The organism is Arcanobacterium ihumii (genome assembly GCF_900604515.1).
GTDB lineage: Bacteria > Actinomycetota > Actinomycetes > Actinomycetales > Actinomycetaceae > Arcanobacterium_A > Arcanobacterium_A ihumii.
Genome location: NZ_UWOS01000003.1, coordinates 238,815 through 258,046, shown reverse-complemented (window position 1 = coordinate 258,046; position 19,232 = coordinate 238,815). Strand labels below are relative to the sequence as shown.

19 protein-coding genes and 4 tRNA genes are annotated in these 19,232 nt (G+C 48.5%); 14 read left to right on the top strand and 9 right to left on the bottom strand.

The window, feature by feature from the left end:
• Positions 1–2 precede the first annotated feature (2 nt).
• Positions 3–1,538, top strand: a complete 1,536-nt coding sequence (locus EIH22_RS08510) for an RNB domain-containing ribonuclease (RefSeq protein ID WP_124055375.1) — start codon at positions 3–5, stop codon at positions 1,536–1,538.
• Between the two features lie 76 nt (positions 1,539–1,614).
• On the opposite strand, the gene EIH22_RS08505 is transcribed toward EIH22_RS08510, so the two are convergent.
• On the bottom strand, positions 1,615–1,854 hold the full coding sequence (locus EIH22_RS08505) for a DUF3073 domain-containing protein (RefSeq protein ID WP_124055374.1): 240 nt from the start codon (positions 1,852–1,854) through the stop codon (positions 1,615–1,617).
• 367 nt (positions 1,855–2,221) lie between these two features.
• On the opposite strand from EIH22_RS08505, the gene EIH22_RS08500 reads away from it, so the two are divergent.
• Entirely contained in the window at positions 2,222–2,422 is a 201-nt protein-coding gene (locus tag EIH22_RS08500) for a BldC family transcriptional regulator (protein ID WP_124055373.1), read from the top strand.
• A gap of 109 nt (positions 2,423–2,531) precedes the next feature.
• Here the strand turns inward: EIH22_RS08500 and EIH22_RS08495 are convergent, their stop codons facing one another.
• Together EIH22_RS08495 and EIH22_RS08490 are read right to left on the bottom strand one after the other, a co-directional pair.
• Positions 2,532–2,906 carry a DUF3618 domain-containing protein gene (locus EIH22_RS08495; protein WP_200829226.1) on the bottom strand — a complete coding sequence of 125 codons (375 nt, stop codon included), beginning with the start codon at positions 2,904–2,906 and terminating at the stop codon, positions 2,532–2,534.
• Positions 2,903–3,358 (bottom strand): phage holin family protein, encoded by a 456-nt coding sequence (locus EIH22_RS08490; RefSeq protein WP_124055372.1) that lies wholly within the window; start codon positions 3,356–3,358, stop codon positions 2,903–2,905. Before EIH22_RS08490 ends, EIH22_RS08495 begins: the two co-directional genes overlap by 4 nt.
• A gap of 200 nt (positions 3,359–3,558) precedes the next feature.
• Between EIH22_RS08490 and tpx the strand changes: the two genes are divergently transcribed.
• Positions 3,559–4,053: a thiol peroxidase gene (gene tpx, locus EIH22_RS08485; protein WP_124055371.1), complete on the top strand. Its 495-nt coding sequence runs from the start codon at positions 3,559–3,561 to the stop codon at positions 4,051–4,053.
• Between the two features lie 59 nt (positions 4,054–4,112).
• Here the strand turns inward: tpx and murJ are convergent, their stop codons facing one another.
• The 4 genes from murJ to EIH22_RS08465 all read right to left on the bottom strand — a co-directional run bounded on the left by murJ (position 4,113) and on the right by EIH22_RS08465 (position 6,451).
• The gene (gene murJ, locus EIH22_RS08480) at positions 4,113–6,029 is read right to left on the bottom strand and encodes a murein biosynthesis integral membrane protein MurJ (RefSeq protein ID WP_124055370.1); all 1,917 of its coding nucleotides are present in this window, start codon (positions 6,027–6,029) and stop codon (positions 4,113–4,115) included.
• A 114-nt stretch (positions 6,030–6,143) separates the two neighbouring features.
• Positions 6,144–6,216 (bottom strand) — tRNA-Phe (locus tag EIH22_RS08475).
• A gap of 36 nt (positions 6,217–6,252) precedes the next feature.
• Positions 6,253–6,326 (bottom strand) — tRNA-Asp (locus tag EIH22_RS08470).
• A gap of 52 nt (positions 6,327–6,378) precedes the next feature.
• Positions 6,379–6,451 (bottom strand) — tRNA-Glu (locus EIH22_RS08465).
• Positions 6,452–6,627: 176 nt separating this feature from the next.
• Here EIH22_RS08465 and EIH22_RS08460 point away from each other — a divergent pair.
• From EIH22_RS08460 to EIH22_RS08445, 4 genes are all read left to right on the top strand, one after another.
• Positions 6,628–8,352 (top strand): mechanosensitive ion channel family protein, encoded by a 1,725-nt coding sequence (locus EIH22_RS08460; RefSeq protein ID WP_124055369.1) that lies wholly within the window; start codon positions 6,628–6,630, stop codon positions 8,350–8,352.
• 89 nt (positions 8,353–8,441) lie between these two features.
• Positions 8,442–8,852, top strand: coding sequence for a peptide-methionine (R)-S-oxide reductase MsrB (gene msrB / locus EIH22_RS08455; protein ID WP_124055368.1), 411 nt, complete (start codon positions 8,442–8,444; stop codon positions 8,850–8,852).
• Positions 8,853–8,884: 32 nt separating this feature from the next.
• Positions 8,885–9,808, top strand: coding sequence for an endonuclease/exonuclease/phosphatase family protein (locus EIH22_RS08450; RefSeq protein WP_124055367.1), 924 nt, complete (start codon positions 8,885–8,887; stop codon positions 9,806–9,808).
• A gap of 2 nt (positions 9,809–9,810) precedes the next feature.
• Entirely contained in the window at positions 9,811–10,677 is an 867-nt protein-coding gene (locus EIH22_RS08445; protein WP_124055366.1) for an EamA family transporter, read from the top strand.
• A 60-nt stretch (positions 10,678–10,737) separates the two neighbouring features.
• Here the strand turns inward: EIH22_RS08445 and EIH22_RS08440 are convergent, their stop codons facing one another.
• Positions 10,738–12,024, bottom strand: coding sequence for an ROK family transcriptional regulator (locus EIH22_RS08440; RefSeq protein WP_124055365.1), 1,287 nt, complete (start codon positions 12,022–12,024; stop codon positions 10,738–10,740).
• Between the two features lie 192 nt (positions 12,025–12,216).
• On the opposite strand from EIH22_RS08440, the gene xylB reads away from it, so the two are divergent.
• From xylB to EIH22_RS08420, 5 genes are read left to right on the top strand one after another with little or no spacing between them, the layout of a single operon-like run.
• The gene (xylB, locus tag EIH22_RS08435; protein ID WP_124055364.1) at positions 12,217–13,665 is read left to right on the top strand and encodes a xylulokinase; all 1,449 of its coding nucleotides are present in this window, start codon (positions 12,217–12,219) and stop codon (positions 13,663–13,665) included.
• 16 nt (positions 13,666–13,681) lie between these two features.
• Complete coding sequence (locus tag EIH22_RS09025; protein WP_235001835.1) at positions 13,682–13,906, top strand: hypothetical protein; 225 nt, start codon at positions 13,682–13,684, stop codon at positions 13,904–13,906.
• A 14-nt stretch (positions 13,907–13,920) separates the two neighbouring features.
• A complete protein-coding gene (locus EIH22_RS08430) occupies positions 13,921–14,700 on the top strand; it encodes an ABC transporter permease (protein ID WP_235001848.1) in 780 nt (259 codons plus the stop codon).
• Between the two features lie 57 nt (positions 14,701–14,757).
• A complete protein-coding gene (locus EIH22_RS08425; RefSeq protein WP_124055363.1) occupies positions 14,758–15,756 on the top strand; it encodes a substrate-binding domain-containing protein in 999 nt (332 codons plus the stop codon).
• A gap of 5 nt (positions 15,757–15,761) precedes the next feature.
• On the top strand, positions 15,762–17,291 hold the full coding sequence (locus tag EIH22_RS08420) for a sugar ABC transporter ATP-binding protein (RefSeq protein ID WP_124055362.1): 1,530 nt from the start codon (positions 15,762–15,764) through the stop codon (positions 17,289–17,291).
• Positions 17,292–17,385: 94 nt separating this feature from the next.
• On the opposite strand, the gene EIH22_RS08415 is transcribed toward EIH22_RS08420, so the two are convergent.
• Positions 17,386–17,457 (bottom strand) — tRNA-Lys (locus EIH22_RS08415).
• A gap of 190 nt (positions 17,458–17,647) precedes the next feature.
• Here EIH22_RS08415 and EIH22_RS08410 point away from each other — a divergent pair.
• On the top strand, positions 17,648–18,280 hold the full coding sequence (locus EIH22_RS08410) for a hypothetical protein (protein WP_124055361.1): 633 nt from the start codon (positions 17,648–17,650) through the stop codon (positions 18,278–18,280).
• Complete coding sequence (mshD, locus tag EIH22_RS08405) at positions 18,273–19,208, top strand: mycothiol synthase (RefSeq protein ID WP_124055360.1); 936 nt, start codon at positions 18,273–18,275, stop codon at positions 19,206–19,208. Before EIH22_RS08410 ends, mshD begins: the two co-directional genes overlap by 8 nt.
• Positions 19,209–19,232 lie beyond the last annotated feature (24 nt).

The window sequence follows — 19,232 nt, the reverse complement described above, 5'->3', positions numbered from 1 at the left end:
ATGTGCCTAAGATTGCCTTAAGAGCTAACGAAGCTACTCGGTTGGCAGTGTCTGATGCAATTTCAGTATTGAAAGCTAATTTAGGCATTCCCATTGAATTCTCGCCCCAAGCGCTCGCAGAAGCCTCTGAAGCGACCCACATCGATATACGCACTTTGCGTGATTATACCGATATCCCATTCGTGACGCTTGACCCGGAAGGGTCGCGTGACCTTGACCAAGCGGTCTTCTTAGAAGAAACTACTGATGGATTCACGGTTTATTATGCAATTGCCGCTCTCCATCTTTTCGTCAAGCCAAACGGTGCGCTCGATAAAGAACTGCGTGAGCGTGGCCAGTCTGTATATCTTCCGGATGGGACGATTCCACTCCATCCTCGCGAAATCTCAGAAGACGCGGCGTCGTTATTACCTGCTGTCGATCGCCCAGCGTATGTTTGGACTCATGAACTAGACCGATCTGGGCAGCTTCTTCGCAGTCAAATTAGGCTTGGCAGAGTTCGATCCCGCGCCCAACTTTCGTATACTCAGGTGCAGGCAATAGTCGATGGATCCGATAAGCTTCCGCCTGAAGCTCCGCACTCCCTTGTATATCTCCTCAAAACAATTGGTGAATTACGGATGCGGGCAGAGATCGAAAGAGGTGGAATTTCCTTAGACCTTCCTGAGCAACGTATTGAGTCCACAGATGAGGGCTTCAAACTCGTTTTTCGCGAGCTCACTGCCGTAGAGAACTGGAACGCCCAAATTTCTTTGCTAACAGGAATGGCTGCTGCCGCGATGATGACGAAAGGTAACGTAGGGCTGCTCAGGATCCTTCCTCCTGCGCACGATGCCGACGTCGAACGCTTACGTCGCGTAGCGAACGCCTTGGGGTTGCATTGGGGTCAACGGACGTCATATCCGGAATTTCTCCATACGCTTGACCCTCGTGATGGTGCAGCCCTTGTTTTTCTCGATCAAGCTGCAGGTCTATTTCGTGGTGCAGGCTATCTTTCCTTGCCTGAGCGGGAAGATACTAAGGGTGAGCCTGATAGGCGTGTTCATGGAGCAATTGCGGCCGAATACGCACATGTTACGGCTCCTCTTCGGCGCTTAGCTGACCGCTATGGACTTGAGGTGTGCCGGTGCTTGTGCGAGGGAGACCCCATTCCTGAGTGGGTAACAGAAATGTTGCCACAACTCCCGCTGATCATGAATGAATCTAATCGACGAGTCAATACCCTAGAAAAGCGTGCTTTAGGCGCCGTTGAGGGACTGATTTTGCAAGGTCGTGAGGGTGAGGAATTTACCGCGACGGTTATTGAGCTCAAGGATAAATACGAGCAAAAGGGCCAAAAGGGAAAGGTTACGCAGAGCGCAGAGGAAGAAAGTCTGCAACGGGGCAAAATTATGTTGGGTGAGCCAGCCTTGGAAGCGACTGTTTATGGTGAGAATCTACCGTTAGGGGAGAAAATTTCAGTAGTGCTTGACCAAGTGGACTTGGTTAAAGGAAAGAGCTATTTTCGGACCGTATCTGGAGCTGAACCCCTTACTTAGCAGATGTGAATGTGGGTTGTGACAGCCAATAATGACTGTCACAACCCACATAAATTCGCTTGACGATGTATTGCTGTCAATGACGTTCAGGTGATTCCCAATCTTCAGATTCGTCATCTTCCGGAATGTCATATTTAGCGGCGTACTCCGCATACGCGTCGTAGTCGTCTTCATAATCGTCGTCGTACTCAGCCTTAGGCTCACTGCCATAGGATGTTAATTCGCGCTCGAGAGCAGCGTAATCCGTTTCAGGACTGAAATACTTCAGGTTACGTGCGACTTTTCGCTGTTTGGCTCTTTGACGGCCGCGCCCCATAGGGTCGACCCCCCTCAATCATCGAATGAGGATGCGTGGAAACGCACCCAACTGCTTGCAAATTATTCTACGTGAACATACGATACCCTGAAACGGGATGGAACTCCATGTGATCCATAAAATTCTGTTGTTGTGTTTCCAATAATAGCGATTTGTGGAAAATACCACCTATAAATTACAATAATTTTAGTATTAAGAATATGTGCTAGAAATTGAAGCAGTATTCGAATTTAGGGATACCCAAAGTATCAAGGGATGCAAAAGTAGATTCTCAACAAGTGTTGAGAGGTACAAAGTGTGGAACTTGTTTGTGTGTGCTTTCTTTACTAACCATACTGGAATAGAAAGTATGCTTTTAGGAGGATAAATGGCCGAGGAAACCATTAACGGTGAACTGATGACTCCAGCTGAAGTAGCATTGCTCTTTCGCGTGGATCCAAAAACCGTTGCACGTTGGGCGAATTCAGGAAAGATTCCCTCAATTCGTACTTTAGGCGGTCATCGTAGATTCCGCCGGGAAGATATTGAACGAATCCTTAATGCTAATACGCACGACGTAGAAGGCTGAATACTCTCTATACCGGCAATCACTAGCTTGCGCAAAGTGTCATAAGTGTGGGTGTGGGGTCGAAAACCGATTAAGGTTTTCGACCCCACACCCACACTTATGAAAGATATTAACGCTTAACGATCTTGAGGATAACCAGCGCAATCAAGGCACCAACAAGACCACCGAAAATCTTCAGTGCTTTTGGATCACCGTTCGAGAGGGCGTCTAGAAAGTTACGAGCCTGAACCGAGGTGTTCTTGAATGTTTCCTGAGCTTTGGTCTTAGCCTCTTCACGGAGATTTGTCGGATCTAGACGAGCGGCTAGTTCATCTACCGTTGCTATAAGCTCAAGACGAACCCGCTGAAGATCGGATTCGATCTGCTCAACTGTACGCTCGTCTTTACCTTCAGGAGCATCGTAATCTGCAGCTTTCTTAACGCTAGCTGCAAGACGTGCCTCAGCTACGACGTGTGGATTCATTGGGTGCGTACTCTGAGTCACTTGTTCATTCCCTTCTTAACGGCGTCGACATCTTTATTAATGCCGGCCTTGGGGTCAACGATATTTTGCTTGGAGGACTTTATCTTTGACATTGCAACCAACGCAAGAATCAAGATAATGACTAGGAGTCCGCCGGCGACGATCAGGAAAGCTAGCCAAGTGCTAACCACATTTGCCAGCCCAAAGCCAGCAGCAAGGAGCAATATGCCTAGCATGTAAAGTGCCAAGATTCCGGCAACGGCAAAGAGCGCGCCTGCCGTGCCAAGTTTGGTTGCTTTCGTTTTGGCCTGTGCGGCGGCGTACTTGATTTCGTCGCGAATCAAAGCGGAGAACTGTGCCGTAATTTTGGCAACAAGCTCACCAATCGTTGGTGCGCCATTCTTCATTGCGGATTTAGGCATGGGGCTTGGATCTACCTTGTGCTCTTCATGCAAGTGATTGGTAGTGCTCACAATTAGTCTCCTTCACGGCCGCTATACGACCAGCGTTTACTTATCGCAGCGTAGTTATAGAAAAGTAACTACAACCGGCGCAGTTGAAATTATTGTACGCAATAAAGCTAAACAATGCTGAAATTTTGTTTCTATTAAGCTGATGGAAAATAACCACCCGAACGGTCGGCTACGTGTTGGTGAGTAACTACAATCGCAGTATGGCTACTACACATTTTCAAGGAAACGAAGTTAAAACTAGCGGAAACCTACCAGAAGTCGGTGCTCAAGCTCCCGGATTTGTTCTCACTGGAGCGGATCTGGGGGATGTGAAGCTTGAGGACTACTTGGGTCGCACCATCGTGCTTAACATCTTCCCATCCGTTGATACTGGCGTTTGTGCTAAATCGGTCCGTGAATTCAATGAACGTGCTGCAAAGTTGTCCAACACGTCTGTATTGTGTGTGTCGATGGATCTTCCATTCGCAATGGAGCGTTTCTGTGCTGCTGATGGGTTGGAAAACGTGGTTACTGCATCGGCTTTCCGCTCAGAATTCCCTGATACATATGGGGTACTTCAAGCGGATGGGCCACTTCATGGGTTACTGGCGCGCGCCGTCGTTGTCATTTCTCCCGAAGGTAAAGTGATCTACACGGAGTTGGTACCCGAAATCACTGCGGAACCTGACTACGAATCGGCACTTGCTGCAATCTGATTCATAATCCGATGTTGTTTGGGCTCGTGCCCGTGCAATGAGGATCCGGTTAGGTGGCTTTAACGCTTGAATTTCGAGATTGCTTTTTGAGCGCTCTTGCGGATCGGAGCGGTTTCACCCATTTTTAGGGCGAACATGAGTCCGAAGAATACTCCAACCATGGCGATTCCAACCACCGTAATCGCGATGAATGAAAGAATCTGACTACTAGCAAGACGTGCGGACCCGCCGAAGATGAAGATCATTCCTTCGCCGACGGCGACGGTTGCGATCGAAATCGCAACTAGCTTCGCGTGGGTTGCCAGCACGTTCTTTTCGTCTAGTCCGCCGAGCGTGTGGCGCAGGTGAAGGTACATGATACAGCCTGCCGCAGTATTCGTAAACGCCATGATGCCAGCGATACCAACCACAACGTAGTGAGGTGGTAAAAAGCCGGCGGCTACGTATCCGATGGCTAAAAAGAGGTTGATCGGTACGTTGATAAGAAATACCGCACGAGTGTTTTCGAAGGCGAAGTAGACGCGATTGAGAACAGTTTGGAAACCCACCCCGAGCAACCCGAGTGACATCACCATGAGCACCGGAGCAAGAGCGCGAACTTCAGCCGCTGAAACGAAGAAGCCCAGGAGTCGCGATGCTGGAACAGCGAGAACCAAGATCCCTGAAATCGCCAGGAAGTTAAAGGTGGATACGGTGCGAAGCGTTAACGAGGTATCCGCTTGCACAGAGCGGTAGTCCTTCTTGGCCGCGGACTTGGCGAGCTGAGTAAAGATTGCGGTTGCAATAGATACCGTGATCAGTGAAGTTGGCAGTGAATATAGAGTGTAGGCGGCGGTGTAAACAGAGTTTCCTGCAACACCAACCACACCTTCGCCATTATCCAGGGCACGCTGAGTGGCATTCGCGGCAACATTGGAAAGAAGTGCGGTTGGGAGAATCGAAAGCACCATAAGTGCCAGCATCCAGCCGGAGGCTTTTCCAGCGTTGCCGAGCCCAGAATTTCGCCATGCAAAATCGAAACGGAATCGTATTCCGATTTTTCGAAGGGGGAGAACCAAAATTAAGGCTTGAGCAGCAATTCCTAGCGTTGAGAATCCGCCTAGAAGCATCCCGTTCATTCCCATCCAGCTTTGGGCGGTATCTGGAGATGCAGGGTTGGCACCGCCGTAAATTCCTAAAATAATGAGGAGTCCGGCGATCGCCACTACGTTATTTAACGCTGGCGCCCACATGAACGGCCCGAAGTTCTCTTTTGCGTTGAGGATCTGACCAAGCACGGTGTAGAGCCCATAGAAAAAAATCTGAGGCATGCACCAGTAGGCGAAGATGACGGTAAGGTGATACCACTGGGGGTCAAGTGTTGCTGCGAAAGCCTTGACGATCAACGGTGAACAAACTGTTAGAACCGCTGTGATAATTCCAAGCACCACAATCGTTATGGTCAGGAGCTTATTGATAAAGGCTTCGCCGTCGTCGTCCGTATTCTGTGAGGCGCGCACGATCGCTGGTACGAGCACTGCGTTAACCAAACCACCCGCGATGATCATGTAGATCAGGGTTGGTAGCCGATTGGCGATGTCAAAAGAGTTCGCCACCGGAGACGTTAGCCCCAAAACTGCACCAAGCAAAATAGGGGAGCGGACCAAGCCAAGAATACGCGACGTGAATGTTCCTAAGAACATAATGAACGACGAACGTGCCACGCTTGGCGAAGATTGCCCTGCATCTTTCGTTGCGGTATTGAGATTTTGTTCGAAGGATTCCTGATCGGATGCTGAGGTAGGTGGTACGAATCCCGACGACGGACCGCTAGTTTTCGCCTGTGGATCACCTTGGGTTTGTTGCCGTGTAGTTGCCGAATTTGCTCCAAGGTTTGCTAGATGTTGCTGATTCTTTAACACACGAGGGCGACGACGTGGAAATAGAGGTGCGTCGCCTGAAGCGTGGCGGGGATTGTGTCGGGGCGATTGGCGCATAACTTGAAGTTTACATTGCGTTAGATGCGATAGTCATAAAGGAACGAAGGTGAGAGCAATCTAAAGCTCTGCCAAGGTGCAAGAAAAGCCCTGTAAAACAGGGCTTTTGACTTGTGGCTCCGACCGGCGTCGATCCGGTGACCTTTCGATTTTCAGTCGAACGCTCTACCAACTGAGCTACAGAGCCAGATAGAAAAACACCCGGTTTCCCGGGGTTCCTCAGCGACCCTGACGGGACTTGAACCCGCGACCTCCGCCGTGACAGGGCGGCGCGCTAACCAACTGCGCTACAGGGCCATTTGCATGGCGACACTTTTGTGTCAACTTCTTAAATCTCTTCAAGAAGCAGTACCCCCAACGGGATTCGAACCCGTGTTGCCGGCGTGAAAGGCCAGTGTCCTAGGCCACTAGACGATAGGGGCGGAAGAACTTTCGTTCTTTCTGTCGGTTCCTCGTTGGTGGAACAGGTATTAGCTTAAGGGGTAAATGGGTGTAAATGCAAAATTGCAGGGTACGTGTCCTTGGTCACGTTTGGCTAATGGCAAGGAAACATAAGAGAAACGAGCGTTTTTCAGAGTACTAGCCTAGCCTTATTACTATGAATCTATGGATGGCAACAGGTGATGATGGAACGACGTCAGAGACGGTTGAAGCAACGTTTGACGTCTTGCAAGTAATACTTGGAGTAGCGCTCGGGTTGGTCGGCGGCTTTGTTATAGGGCTCTTCCTGATAGCCGTTGGCCGAATGATTGTTCGTAAACGAAATCAACTCCAGCCCTTCATGAGTGCTATTTCACGTCCAGCAGTAGTCGAATTGATGCTGGTGGGAGCGTGGATCGGTTTCACCTTCTCCGATGCGCGCGTAAATACGGCAACTGCACCAGCCTGGCTCCAAAATGTTGACCACTTTTTCTTAGTGCTCGTCATTATCGCGGGAACATGGCTTGCTGTTGGTATCGTCAACGGCACAATGGGAGTCATCCATAACAAAATGCGAGAGTCATCTGAACGTCGCGCAAAACGTGTTCAAACTCAAACGCAGATTCTTAACCGGGTTATCGTCGTCGTCATTTGGATTCTTGGAATTGGAGGTGTACTCCTCACATTCCCGTCGGCACGAACCGCGGGTGCATCGCTCTTTGCCTCAGCTGGTCTAGTTTCCGTTGTTGCCGGTCTTGCTGCACAGACCACTCTTGGGAATGTATTCGCTGGTCTTCAGCTTGCATTCTCGGATTCTATTCGCGTGGGAGATATCGTCTTCTATAAGAACAACTACACCACGGTTGAAGAAATCACTTTGACTTATGTTGTGCTCGCCGTTTGGGATGGAAGAAGAATTATTGTTCCGTCGTCGTTGATGACGACGGAATCGTTCGAAAACTGGACGCGTCGCGCACCTGAGATGCTGGGTGACGTTACGTGGGACGTTGACTGGGCGCTTCCGCTCACTGCGGCACGAAAGCAACTTGAGTTCCTGTTGCGTAACACTGACCTGTGGGATGGTGAAACGGGAGTGCTGCAGATCAGCAATGCCTCTGCCGGAACTCTTCAGATGCGTGCGGTGATTTCGGCAAAGGATTCCGCAACCTTGGTCGACCTCAAGAACTACTTACGTGAACAAATGATTTACTGGATTCAGACGGAAGCTCCTCAAGCGATTCCGCGTCAGCGTCGCTACCTTAACGACCCGGTGAACATCATCGAAGCTGCGGTGAAAACGAATGACCAGGTAGAGGACCGACTTGAGCGTGAAGAGCCTGCGCAGTATTTTCCTGAGGCATGGCCGGAAAGTTCGCGGGTACCTGCTAGTGTTCAAGATGAACAGAAGACTACGGTTATGTCAGTTGAAGATATCAAGCGGTGGAACGAGGTTCCGCCCCTGCCTGAGTCTTCGCCGGCTGAGACTATTGTGATGAAGCCAATTACTGAGGATATGGAAGATCCACGCAAAACGACCGCCGTCGTGGAAGCTGAGAACCATGATGACGAGCTCACCTCGACTAATGAGTTAACTAGCACCGATGTTCGCTCTGGTCACGAAGCATCTTTGTTTAGTGGCTCTCCAAGTGCGGAGATTCGGAAGAAGAATTTTTCCGGACCTGGTGATGATGCATTCGCTGAGCGTAACCGAAAGATTGAAGAAGATGCAGCCAAAGAAGTTGATGCCGAGGATTCTGAGAAGAAGGAACCTGAGGGAATGGAGACTTCGCAAAAAGTAACGGGCGAAGAAAAGAAGTCGAACCATGCCAAAAAATCGATGGAGAGTAATTCTGACTCGCATGTTGCAGAATCCGCTGATAGTGGAGATGCCGGTGGTGAATAGGATTTTCGCCAAGCGTAGAGCATAAAATACAAAACACAAATCACTGCGAAGTTTCCTTACCGGGCTAATAAACGAAAATGGGGTGTGAGATGGCAGAGCGACCTAGCATTGTGAAGTCTGAGGAAGAATGGAAGAAGATCCTTAATCCCCAGGAGTACTTGGTGTTGCGTCAAGCGGGAACCGAGCGGCCAGGTACAGGCAAGTTGCTTAACGAGAAGCGCTCAGGCAAGTACCTATGTAAAGCTTGTGGTGCCGAGCTATTTTCGTCTAAGACTAAGTTCGATTCCCACTGTGGGTGGCCATCGTTCTTCGATCCAGATGAGAAAAACGCGGTTATTTACCGTACGGATACTTTGCTTGGCTACGAACGTACCGAGGTTCGCTGCGCCCAATGCGAGTCGCATTTGGGTCACGTGTTCCCAGATGCTCCACAAACACCAACCGGAAATCGCTACTGCATGAACTCGGTTGCGCTCACATTTGTGCCTGATCAGGACTGAAATATCTACGTTTCGGATAGGGAGGATTATTCATGGATACGTCACAACAAGAAGATAGCCGTGATTTTCTGCGTATCTGCACGTTTAATATGCAATTTGGCAAGCCGGCAGAAGGCGAAGTTAACCTTGATGCTAATGCTTCGTCTAACGGCGCTCGTGGTAGTGGATTAATCCAGGGTTTTCTTGCAGGGATGCCGAGTCGTGATGGTCTTGAAATCTTTGCTGCTGAATTAGCGCAGCTCGACGCGGATGTAGTTTTGCTGCAAGAGGTAGACGACGTACGGATGCGTTCTACTCTTATCCCGCAGGCAGATTTGCTAGCGGATTTGCTAGACATGGACCGATATTTCATTCCCGTGGAACGAAATGTTTTCGGTGCCCCGGCGTCGTCCTATCTGCCGTGGCGTGGTCGAGGGGCCTATGGAATGGCAATTCTTTCACGATTCCCAATGTCTGGTTGCCTCAAACTTGCTTTACCTGAGAAAACAGAGTTTTTCCGCAAGTCTTCCAACTCTTCACGAGGTGTTCAAGGTTGGTATCTGCATGTAACTGAGCCTCGGGCGTGTGCCTATGCCGTCCTCGATATACCAGGTAAACCAAGCCTTGTGTTTGGAAATACCCACCTGTCGACTAATAATGCTGCTGCCCGCAATCAACTTTCGGTTGCGATGCGAGGTTTTGATGTTTTGAGTGAACGAAACAATTTAGGTGATTCACGATATGTATTAGGTGGAGATTTCAACCTTGGAGCAGATGAGGTTGAAGAAGTCCTTGCCGATGAAGGGGAGAGTGATTTTTCGTTGCGTTCGTTGGCAAGCGAATTAACTTATCCGCGCCGATCTCCGGAAAAACAGATCGATTTTCTGCTTGGCAATGATCTAAACGTAATCGATACCTCAACCAAAGAGTTTTCAATTTCGGATCACCGTGCCTTGATCGTGGATATTTCGCTGTAACAATGGTAAAACAACCTTCGATAATTGCGTCTAGTCCGCTAGGGGCGCCTCTTACTCTTATGACGGCGGCAGTTATTCAATACCTCGGAGCGTCATTTGCGGTATCGCTCTTTGAACAGGTATCTGCGGGAGCTGTTGCGTGGGGAAGATTCGCATTTGCTGGCGTAATCCTGATGATTTGGAAGCGGCCGCGCGTAGTACTGAAACAACTATGGGTACCAATTCTCTTCGGTTTGGCCTTGACCAGTATGAACGTTGTGTTCTACATGGCGATTAGTCGCATCCCGTTAGGTACCGCAGTGGCGCTGGAATTTTTAGGTCCCGTGATTCTTTCCGCTGTGACGGGACGCGGATGGAGAGTGCGCGTAGGTGTGGTTTTCGCTCTCACCGGCGTCTTCCTGATCTCGTGGATCGGGGTTGATATTGCCGATCGTGATGTGAAGCTCGGTGTAATATTTGCTCTTTTAGCGGGAATTTTCTGGGCGCTCTACATTATTTTAGGAAAACGCGTAGCCTGGAATGGTGCCGGCTCAAATGCGCTCGCGATCGGATGCGTAACAGGGACCGTCGTCTTTCTTCCGTTGGCAATCCCGAACTTTAAACCGGTTGTAATGGATTGGCGTTTGCTGCTTTTTATGCTTGGAGTTGCTGTTTTCTCCACGGTTATCCCCTATGCGTTGGAGCTGAAGGTAATGGGACGAATACCAACGGCTACTTATGCTTTGCTCACCTCGCTTTATCCAGCCACATCGCTCCTTGTAGGGATGGCTATCTTGCGTCAAATTCCGACTGTGGGCGAAGTGTTGGGCCTGGTGTTCATTTCGATTGCAGTGGCACTAGCTACACGTCCCGGAAATGAAAGGGTTTAGAGCTTTCAACGCTGAACCGCCACTGTGAGCGAAAGCAATAGGATTTTGTGCGAAGCGAGTTTAGTCCTCGATTACGATCTCCGGTGTGGAATTGACATCGTAGTACTCAAGTGAATAATCCGACGGAACCGTCCATGTTTCGGGAGAGTCTAAGAATCTGAGAATCATCGTCCAAGCGGCGCCGTCAGTTGATGATTGTTCGCCAAGCGTTGAGGCAGAGATAGTAACGGGAGCCCGGTCGTAGAAAAGAACTCGATCCTTTAGCTCGGCTTGAATTGGCTTTTCCATATAGGTAAATATCTCTGCGAATATTCCTCCTAAGCGGATAGCAGGTAAATCAAGCAAGTTTAGACATCCCGCAACTGTTTGTCCAAGAATTTTACCTGTCTCATCGACGGCTTTGAGCGCATCACGATCGTGACGGTAGAGAGCAGCGAACAGATTCCCGATAGGTGCGGTTCTATCGAAGCCGGCTTTTTCTAATAGGGAAGCTCGACCTATCTGAGTCTCTAAACAACCGGTTTGACCACATGAGCATAGTTCTTTGGACTCCGAAACTGGAATATGGCCAATTTCGCCTGCCCAGCCATGGCTACCTGATTCAATTGCGCCATGTCGGACGATAGCAGAACCTATTCCTGATGAGCCGGAAATGAATAAGAAATCGTTGAGCGGAGCTCCGATCTTTTTCGTTTCAATAAGCTCATTAAACGCAGCTAACTTGATCGAATTTTCAAAAATAATCGGATATGGTGATTCTGAATCGTCTGGACTTAAATGATTTGCGATATCGACGTTCTTCCACCCTAAGATTGGTGCCGAATGTAAGAGTCCACTTGCTTGGATGATCAATCCTGGAATTGCGCAAGCTAGTCCAACAATATGCATTTGACTTTGGGCGATCTGTTTCTCGTGGCGTTGAACGCTTGTACGTAGAAAGCTGAGAACTTCGGCAGGTTCTGTGCTGGAATTTAGTTCTTGGAAATGCTCCGCGAGCACATTGCCGGCTAAATCAAGAACTCTGGTTCTGATTGCAGTATCTGAAATCTCGGCACCAATCGAAACATGTGTATGAGGAGCAGGAACAAGTGGGATAGAAGGGCGGCCACTGCCTGGAGACTTTTCGGTTGCCAACTCAGTGACTATTCCAAAATTAATAAGTGAGTCGACTAAACGAGTGACTGTGGAACGGTTTAACCCTGTGAGGGCAGCTAGATCTGCTCGTGACAACGGTTGCGGTGAGGTCACCACTGAGCGGGCAATGAGAGCGAGGTTGTGGTTACGCACGGCTTCTAAGCGTGAGCCGCTTGAACGACTCTGAGTGCTTGATTGTTTCGAATCTCCCATTTTTCCTCCACATTGAGTTTAATGCACCCTATTTTAATTGCAGAATGCACTTTATTCATTCGAATTTTGCGTGAAATTTTTTGTTATTTCTGCACTTAGCAAGATTTTGTAGTGACTTTTATTGGATAAGCGATTGAAAATGTGATCTAGCTTTAGTATATTTGTTGCACAGCGCAACTAATGGAGGTTGTAATGCGAAGTCTGGTCGCCGGAATAGATTCTTCCACGCAGTCATGCAAAGTGATGATTCATGATGCTGACTCGGGTGCTTTGGCGCGGTCTGGAGTAGCTCATCATGCAACGGGAACTGAAGTTAATCCGGCGGTCTGGGAAAGAGCTTTACACGAGGCCATTAAACAAGCCGGTGGACTTAAAGACGTTAAGGCGTTATCGATAGCAGGTCAACAACATGGCATGGTACCTCTAGATGAATTTGGAAAAGTAGTTCGAAACTCAATCCTATGGAATGATACCCGTTCAGCACCCGACGCTGAAGATCTCATTAATGAAATGGGGGATGGTGAGGAAAACGTAGGAAAAAAGGTATGGGCTGAGCGTACAGGGTTAGTTCCCGTGGCTTCATTTACTGTTACGAAGATTCGATGGATGGCACGTAAAGAACCCGAAAACCTAAAGAAGACTGCTGCCGTATGCTTGCCTCACGATTGGCTTACCTGGAAATTGAATGGAACCGATCGGATTGACGAACTTACTTCTGATCGCTCAGATGCCTCAGGTACAGGTTACTTTAATTCGGAAACTAATCGTTACGACATGGATTTAGTCAAACAGGCGATGAACAATTCTGGGAAGGAAATTATCCTTCCGAAAATTGTGGCATCGAATGAAATTGCTGGTGAAACAAGAATAAACGGGCACAACATTGTTCTCGGTGCTGGATGTGGCGACAACGCTGGTGCGGCATTGGGGTTGTCGTTAAATCCTGGACAAGTAGTTTTGTCAATTGGAACGTCTGGTGTCGTTTCTCTTGTGTCTTCGCAACCGATTGCAGACGAGACTGGGTACGTTGCAGGTTTTGCTGATGCGACGGGAAATTTTCTTCCACTCGTGGCAACGCTCAACGCATCGCGAGTTCTTGATACCTTTGCGAACCTTCTTGGTGTCGATCATGAAAAGTTTTCTAAACTTGCACTAAGCGCTCCTCCAGGTGCAGAGGGGCTGGTCTGTATCCCTTATCTTGAGGGGGAACGAACTCCAAATCTTCCAGATGCAACTGGAGCTTTACACGGAATCCAGAACAATAATCTCAGTCCCGCAAACGTTGCACGTGCTGCCGTAGAAGGGATGCTATGTGGGGTTAGTGAGGGGATTCATGCGGTTCGTAGGCTCGGTGTTGATATTTCGAGTGTCATGTTGATTGGAGGTGGGGCAAGGTCTGAAGCGGTACGTCGAATTGCTCCAACAATTCTTGGACTACCCGTATATGTGCCGGAGCGTGGTGAATATGTTGCTGACGGCGCAGCACTTCAAGCAGCATGGGCTCTCCAAGGAGGCGAAACTCCCCCAAAATGGACGCCGAGACTGTCTTCTGAATTTATCGGAGCTCATCAGAACTTCATCGAGCAGAGATATCACGACATTTCACATCTAGTTTCTTCCCGTCAACTGAGGGAAAAGTAAGTACAAAGGATCAATCATGAAAAAACGGCAAATACCTCAAGAGGTTGGAATCATTGCGGTTGTGATCGTTGTGGGACTCGTACTTTCCCTCACGGCTCCTGCATTCCGCACAGTAGATAACCTTATGGTTCTTCTCTTAAACGGTACAGTGGTGCTAATTCTTGCACTGGGGCAATCGTTTGTTTTGCTCACTGGTGGAATTGACCTTTCAGTGGGTCAAATATTGCACTCACTGGTGTAATAGCTGCATTAGTGATGCAATCAGGAATGCCTTGGTGGAGTGCCGCGTTAGTTGCAATCGGTGTTGGTGTAATTGTGGGACTCTTTAATGGAGCGATGGTTCATTGGGGAAAGATGCCACCATTTATCGTTACATTTGCAACTTTTGGTATTTCAGCATCAATTCCAAAAATCCTCACAAACGGAGGGTCCGTACCGATCACTGATCAGATGTTCGCGATTTTTGGTCGAGGTTCTATTTTTGGTATTCCGATTCCAGTCATTATTGTTCTTATCGCTTCCATCCTCTGCGCATTGTTCTTGAAACGAACCGCCACGGGTATACATATCTACGCCGTCGGGGGAAACAAAGAAACGGCACGTTTAGCCGGCGTTAATGTCCGAAAAACTACCCTTTTGGTTTATACGGTTTCGGGTGTTTGTGCTGCAATCGGCGGAATTATCACTGCCTCAAGGCTCATGGTTGGATACCCAACCGCTGGTTCTGGTACCGAACAGTTCTACTCTATTGCCTCTGCCGTCGTTGGTGGAGTCTCGCTCTTTGGTGGAGTAGGAACTATCCTCGGCGCATTCTTCGGTGCCATTCTCATTGCCGAAGTCTCGAATGGAATGAACGTTATCGGTGTCAATGCATATTGGCAGCCGCTCGTCATCGGCGTCATTATTTTGCTTGGTGTCCTTATTGATACCAACCGTCAAAATATCTCTTTGACCTCATTATTTAAGAATGTGAAGAAACCAGAACCCTCAGTAACCAAACAATCTTTGGTTCAATCGCAAGAACCAAATAAATAAAAATCCAAATATATAAAGACAACTCCGTCCTCCTTCAACGATGAAAGGGAAACACTCATGAAACGCAGAGTTACCGTCTTAGCCGCAGCCGCGGCATTGGCACTCGGGCTTAGCGCCTGTGGTGCTGTTGATACCGGCGCATCTAAAGATACAAAAGACAAGGGCAGTGGAACCACGATCCCAGAAAGCTGCAAGGGTAATAATCCATTGCTTGGAGTCTTGCTCCCCAACTTGACCAATCCTTACTATGTGGCGATGCAAAAAGGTTTTGAATCCCAGGGCGAGAAGCAAGGGTTTAAGGTTAAAGTTTCAATTGCGAACGACGACGACGCAAATCAGCTTGCTCAGGCGCAGGCACTTATTCAAGACAAGCCTTGTGCAATCGCATTGAACCCCGTGAATTCAGAGCCTTCGGCAGCAATCGTTCACGCTGCAAATGAAGCAGGTATCCCAGTGTTTAACGTTAACGTTGGTGTTTCTGAGGCGGGTATGAAGAGCCAAGGTGCTTCAGTTGTGCAATACCTCGGCGCTGATAATGCTGGTGGCGGTGTGGTAATGGGCGAACAGGTACTGAAGGATCTTGGTAAAGATGCTGAGCTCCATATTGGATTCGTCACCGCACCTGATCAGACGATTGTGGTTGAGCGTGATGACGCATTCAAGAAGGCTGTAGGAGCAAATAGCAAAGCTAAGTTTGATGCAACAGTCGATGGGAAGGTGCAACTCGATACCTCGCTCAAGGTCACTTCGGACATGCTGCAAGGCAATCCAAATATGAATGTGATTTTTGCATCGACTGGTCCAGCTACCCAAGGAGCACTTGAAGCAGTAAAGGCATCAGGACGTGATGTGAAAGTTTACGGTTTCTGTGCACCTGAGCTTGCCCTAGATAACACGTATTTGAGCTGTGTTGCTCAGGAGCCTGAAGACTATGGCAAACGTGTAGTTGACCAGGTCAAGAGCTACATCGGTGGAGAGAACGTAGAGAAGCAGATTCTTCGTCCACTTAAACAATTTACAAAGGGACAAACTCCTGCCCCAGGTGAGGTTGGCTGATTAGTATGACGACGACGGAGATGCCCGGTGCAGATGCCGGATTCCGGGCTGTGAACATTACGAAGCATTTTGCGGGAGTTCCGGCGCTCTCGGGCATCTCTTTCGCGTTGCGACCAGGAGAGGTTGTTGGACTTGTTGGACACAACGGTGCAGGCAAGTCAACACTACTGAAAACACTAGCGGGGGCACATAGGTACGACGGTGGTGAGCTCTATCTTGACGGCGAAGCGGTGAACTTCTCTAATCCTTCCGAAGCGCTCGCCCACGGAGTAGCAACGGTTTATCAGGAACTATCTTTGCTTCCAAACTTAACTGTTCTTGAAAATATGTGGCTTGGGCATGAACTTATTGGTGCTCGTGGTCTGCGTAAAGCTGACATGGCGGAGCAGGCGCAGGCGCTTCTTGATGAATTTGGTTTGGATCTTGATTTAGAGAAAAAGCTTGAAACCTATTCGGTGGCAACACGCCAATTGCTCGAGATAGCGATTGCTACGTCGAAGAATACGCGTTATTTGCTTTTGGATGAGCCAACTACTTCGCTTGAAGGTGAACAAATTGGTCACCTCTTAACGTATATCAAACGATTGGTTCAAAAAAAGAACGTTGGCATTTTGCTTGTCGATCATAAACTTGACGAATTATATGACGTTGCTGATCGAATCGTGGCACTTGTGGACGGCAAAGTCATTTTGGATGCTGATGCCAAAGGAATTAACCACGAAGATGTTGTTCGAGCCATCGTGGGCAATGATGCTGCCGAAGTAGCGATCCAAGAACAAGCCACTCGTGTTGCCAAAGACTTTACCGATGCTGAAGTGGCACTTGAAGTAAAATGTTTACGTGGCCCAAACCTAAATGGTGTTCATTTAACAACACACGTTGGAGAAGTCGTTGGCCTCTATGGGCTTGTAGGTGCAGGAAGAACTGAATTTTTACGAACCTTAATTGGAGTTGAGCCGCTAGAAGAAGGTGAGCTTCGTGTTTTTGGTAAGGAATATCGTCCGAAGAATCCTACCGATGCAATGAAACATGGCTTTGCCTATCTCACCGAGGAACGTAAGATCGACGGCATCGTTCCGCGGATGTCCAGCCCACAAAATGTTGCTTTGCCTGTGCTAAAGAATTTTTCCCGGAAGGGATTTCTTCAGTCAGGGAGACTCAAAGGAATGACGTCGGATTTTGTGAAGAAACTTCGCGTCAAAGGTGATGTTTCTGGTCCAATTGAGGAGCTTTCGGGCGGAAATCAACAAAAAGTATTGATTGCTCGTACATTGGCACAAAACCCGAAAATTTTGCTTCTTGATGAGCCTACCAAAGGCGTTGATATCGGAGTGAAAGCGGAGATACATGCTCTGTTACGTACGATGGCTCAAGAAGGAATCTCACTGATTGTAGTTTCCTCTGAAGAGGAAGAAATCTTAGAAGTTTCAGACAGTGTTGTAGTTTTTGCTGGTGGTCAAAGTACGTGTGATCCTTTGCCTGTAGATCAGCTTTCAATTGCAAAACTACGTGAAATGGCTTGGTCAAATAAGTGAAATGATGTGCTCAACTATCGAGTCATAACGCACATTCGTGATACTGAGTAAAAAGGAAGCTCCCCCACCATGTTGGTGGGGGAGCTTCGTGCGGTAGGCCCCGCGGGACTCGAACCCGCAACCTACGGATTAAAAGTCCGGAGCTCTACCATTGAGCTAGAGGCCCGCACTTCCGTAGAACGTAAACATTCCGTGGAACGATAAACAATTCTATCCGTGATTTTTAAATTTAGGAAATGGAGAGCGTGAAAAGTTGTTCTAAGTCACTGTAAATCGTGCTCGTGGTGAAATTTGCTCGAATACCCTACATAAGCTTTAAATTTAGGGGAGAATAGGGGAAAGCAAAGGAGGATCCAATGTCTACCTACAAACCACGACGTCCTGCTCAGCTCAAGCCAGAGCAGGTTGAACTAATTGAAGGTAATGCGGACACTGCTGCAAATTCTGAGCTTGCTCACACGTCAGCCCAAGCGATTGTCCCTTTAAGTGGTCATGTTATGGCAGACCCAGACGTTATCGTCCGAGTTAAAACGCTGATCGTTTCCGAAGGAGTTGACGTAATCGCCGAAGCGTGGGCGAATTCCCCTCAAGACTCCCTCCCGGGCATCCTTTGGCGTGGATATCTGCTGCGTGAGTGGATTCGCCGTTTCCCAGACGTGGTGCGTGAACGTCTTGCTGCAGCTCGGCTCTTCGCTGAAGAAAGTGAGAACGACGAGCTCAAGACTAATTTTGAATTAGTTCCTTCGCTGGAAGATCTTCTAGAACAATGGAATATGGTTTTCCGTGGCGACTTCCGTGGCGACTTCGAAGACGTTCTTCGGAACTCCGCTCGCCTAACTAATTTCCTCGCTAGTGTTGATCCCGAGTGGATTGACGACGATGCTCATCCACTTGCAACAGTCGTCACTAGGCGTGATACTGCGATGACTCGTACTTCCCGTGAGTTCGTTCGGGCCGGAGAGCTCCTGCTTAAGGGTAACCTTGAGTGATGACGTGACGACGCGAGTCAGCCAAAATGACTGGCGTGTTCGCGTTACGCCGTCATTAACGACGATGCAGGTAGACGACGTTCGCTTACTCGCACAGAAAATCGCCAACTACGATGGATTCAATGCCTTCGACGAGCAAACTCTCCTTAACCTCAACAAGTCTGATCGTAGCCTGTTCATTCTTGCTGAGGATTCTCAATCGATGCTTCTTGGCGCTACGATACTGAACCTTGGAAATGGAACCTGTGACCTCGGCGTCGACCCGGAATATCGACGTCAAGGCATCGGTTCTAGCCTTCTTGATGAAGTTATTACTCGTAAGCCGAGTGACTGGTTGGGATATGTTTGGGCACACGGGACTCTTTTAGGAGCCCAGTCACTAGCAGGCAGATTTTCGCTCAAGCCGGCTCGAGAACTGCTAGTCATGGAGCATGAACTTGGTTTTGTCCAAAAGAACGGGTCGGTACCACCGAAAGGAGAGGTTATCTCACTGGATTTCGTTCCTTTGGATGTATCTAACAGCGACGATGTTGATGCTTTAGTAACTCTTAACTCGCAGGCTTTCGCTTCTCACCCTGAACAGGGAATACTTACCCATGACGATTTCCGCGAGCGTTTTTCCCAGCCCTGGTTCGATCCAAACCTTCTCAATTTTATTGTACGAACGGATAATCAACAGAAAGTCGGATTTATTTGGCTTAAGCCCGAATCGCTGGCGGACGTTGAACTCTATGTACTCGGCGTCCATCCCGATTTTCAAGGTCGCGGGATTGCGAAAGTCGCATTGAACTGGATGAAGGCTAAAGTACATGAATGCGGTTTTAATCTGGTTAGGCTCTACGTTGACCGATCAAATTTCCCCGCTGTTCATTCGTATGAAAAAACTGGATTTAACGTCACTGAGGTGCACACTTGTTATCAGCTCTAAAGTATTTTCATTTTCCAGTGCAAT

What these genes read in the sequence shown, in the direction of transcription:
- EIH22_RS08410 (WP_124055361.1), top strand. Translation starts at nt 17,648, where the DNA reads ATGTCTACCTACAAACCACGACGTCCTGCTCAGCTCAAGCCAGAGCAG.
- murJ (WP_124055370.1), bottom strand. Translation starts at nt 6,029, where the DNA reads ATGCGCCAATCGCCCCGACACAATCCCCGCCACGCTTCAGGCGACGCA.
- EIH22_RS08440 (WP_124055365.1), bottom strand. Translation starts at nt 12,024, where the DNA reads ATGGGAGATTCGAAACAATCAAGCACTCAGAGTCGTTCAAGCGGCTCA.
- EIH22_RS08420 (WP_124055362.1), top strand. Translation starts at nt 15,762, where the DNA reads ATGACGACGACGGAGATGCCCGGTGCAGATGCCGGATTCCGGGCTGTG.
- EIH22_RS08425 (WP_124055363.1), top strand. Translation starts at nt 14,758, where the DNA reads ATGAAACGCAGAGTTACCGTCTTAGCCGCAGCCGCGGCATTGGCACTC.
- EIH22_RS08505 (WP_124055374.1), bottom strand. Translation starts at nt 1,854, where the DNA reads ATGGGGCGCGGCCGTCAAAGAGCCAAACAGCGAAAAGTCGCACGTAAC.
- EIH22_RS08445 (WP_124055366.1), top strand. Translation starts at nt 9,811, where the DNA reads ATGGTAAAACAACCTTCGATAATTGCGTCTAGTCCGCTAGGGGCGCCT.
- EIH22_RS08430 (WP_235001848.1), top strand. Translation starts at nt 13,921, where the DNA reads ATGCAATCAGGAATGCCTTGGTGGAGTGCCGCGTTAGTTGCAATCGGT.
- EIH22_RS08500 (WP_124055373.1), top strand. Translation starts at nt 2,222, where the DNA reads ATGGCCGAGGAAACCATTAACGGTGAACTGATGACTCCAGCTGAAGTA.
- EIH22_RS08460 (WP_124055369.1), top strand. Translation starts at nt 6,628, where the DNA reads ATGAATCTATGGATGGCAACAGGTGATGATGGAACGACGTCAGAGACG.
- EIH22_RS08450 (WP_124055367.1), top strand. Translation starts at nt 8,885, where the DNA reads ATGGATACGTCACAACAAGAAGATAGCCGTGATTTTCTGCGTATCTGC.
- tpx (WP_124055371.1), top strand. Translation starts at nt 3,559, where the DNA reads ATGGCTACTACACATTTTCAAGGAAACGAAGTTAAAACTAGCGGAAAC.
- EIH22_RS09025 (WP_235001835.1), top strand. Translation starts at nt 13,682, where the DNA reads ATGAAAAAACGGCAAATACCTCAAGAGGTTGGAATCATTGCGGTTGTG.
- xylB (WP_124055364.1), top strand. Translation starts at nt 12,217, where the DNA reads ATGCGAAGTCTGGTCGCCGGAATAGATTCTTCCACGCAGTCATGCAAA.
- msrB (WP_124055368.1), top strand. Translation starts at nt 8,442, where the DNA reads ATGGCAGAGCGACCTAGCATTGTGAAGTCTGAGGAAGAATGGAAGAAG.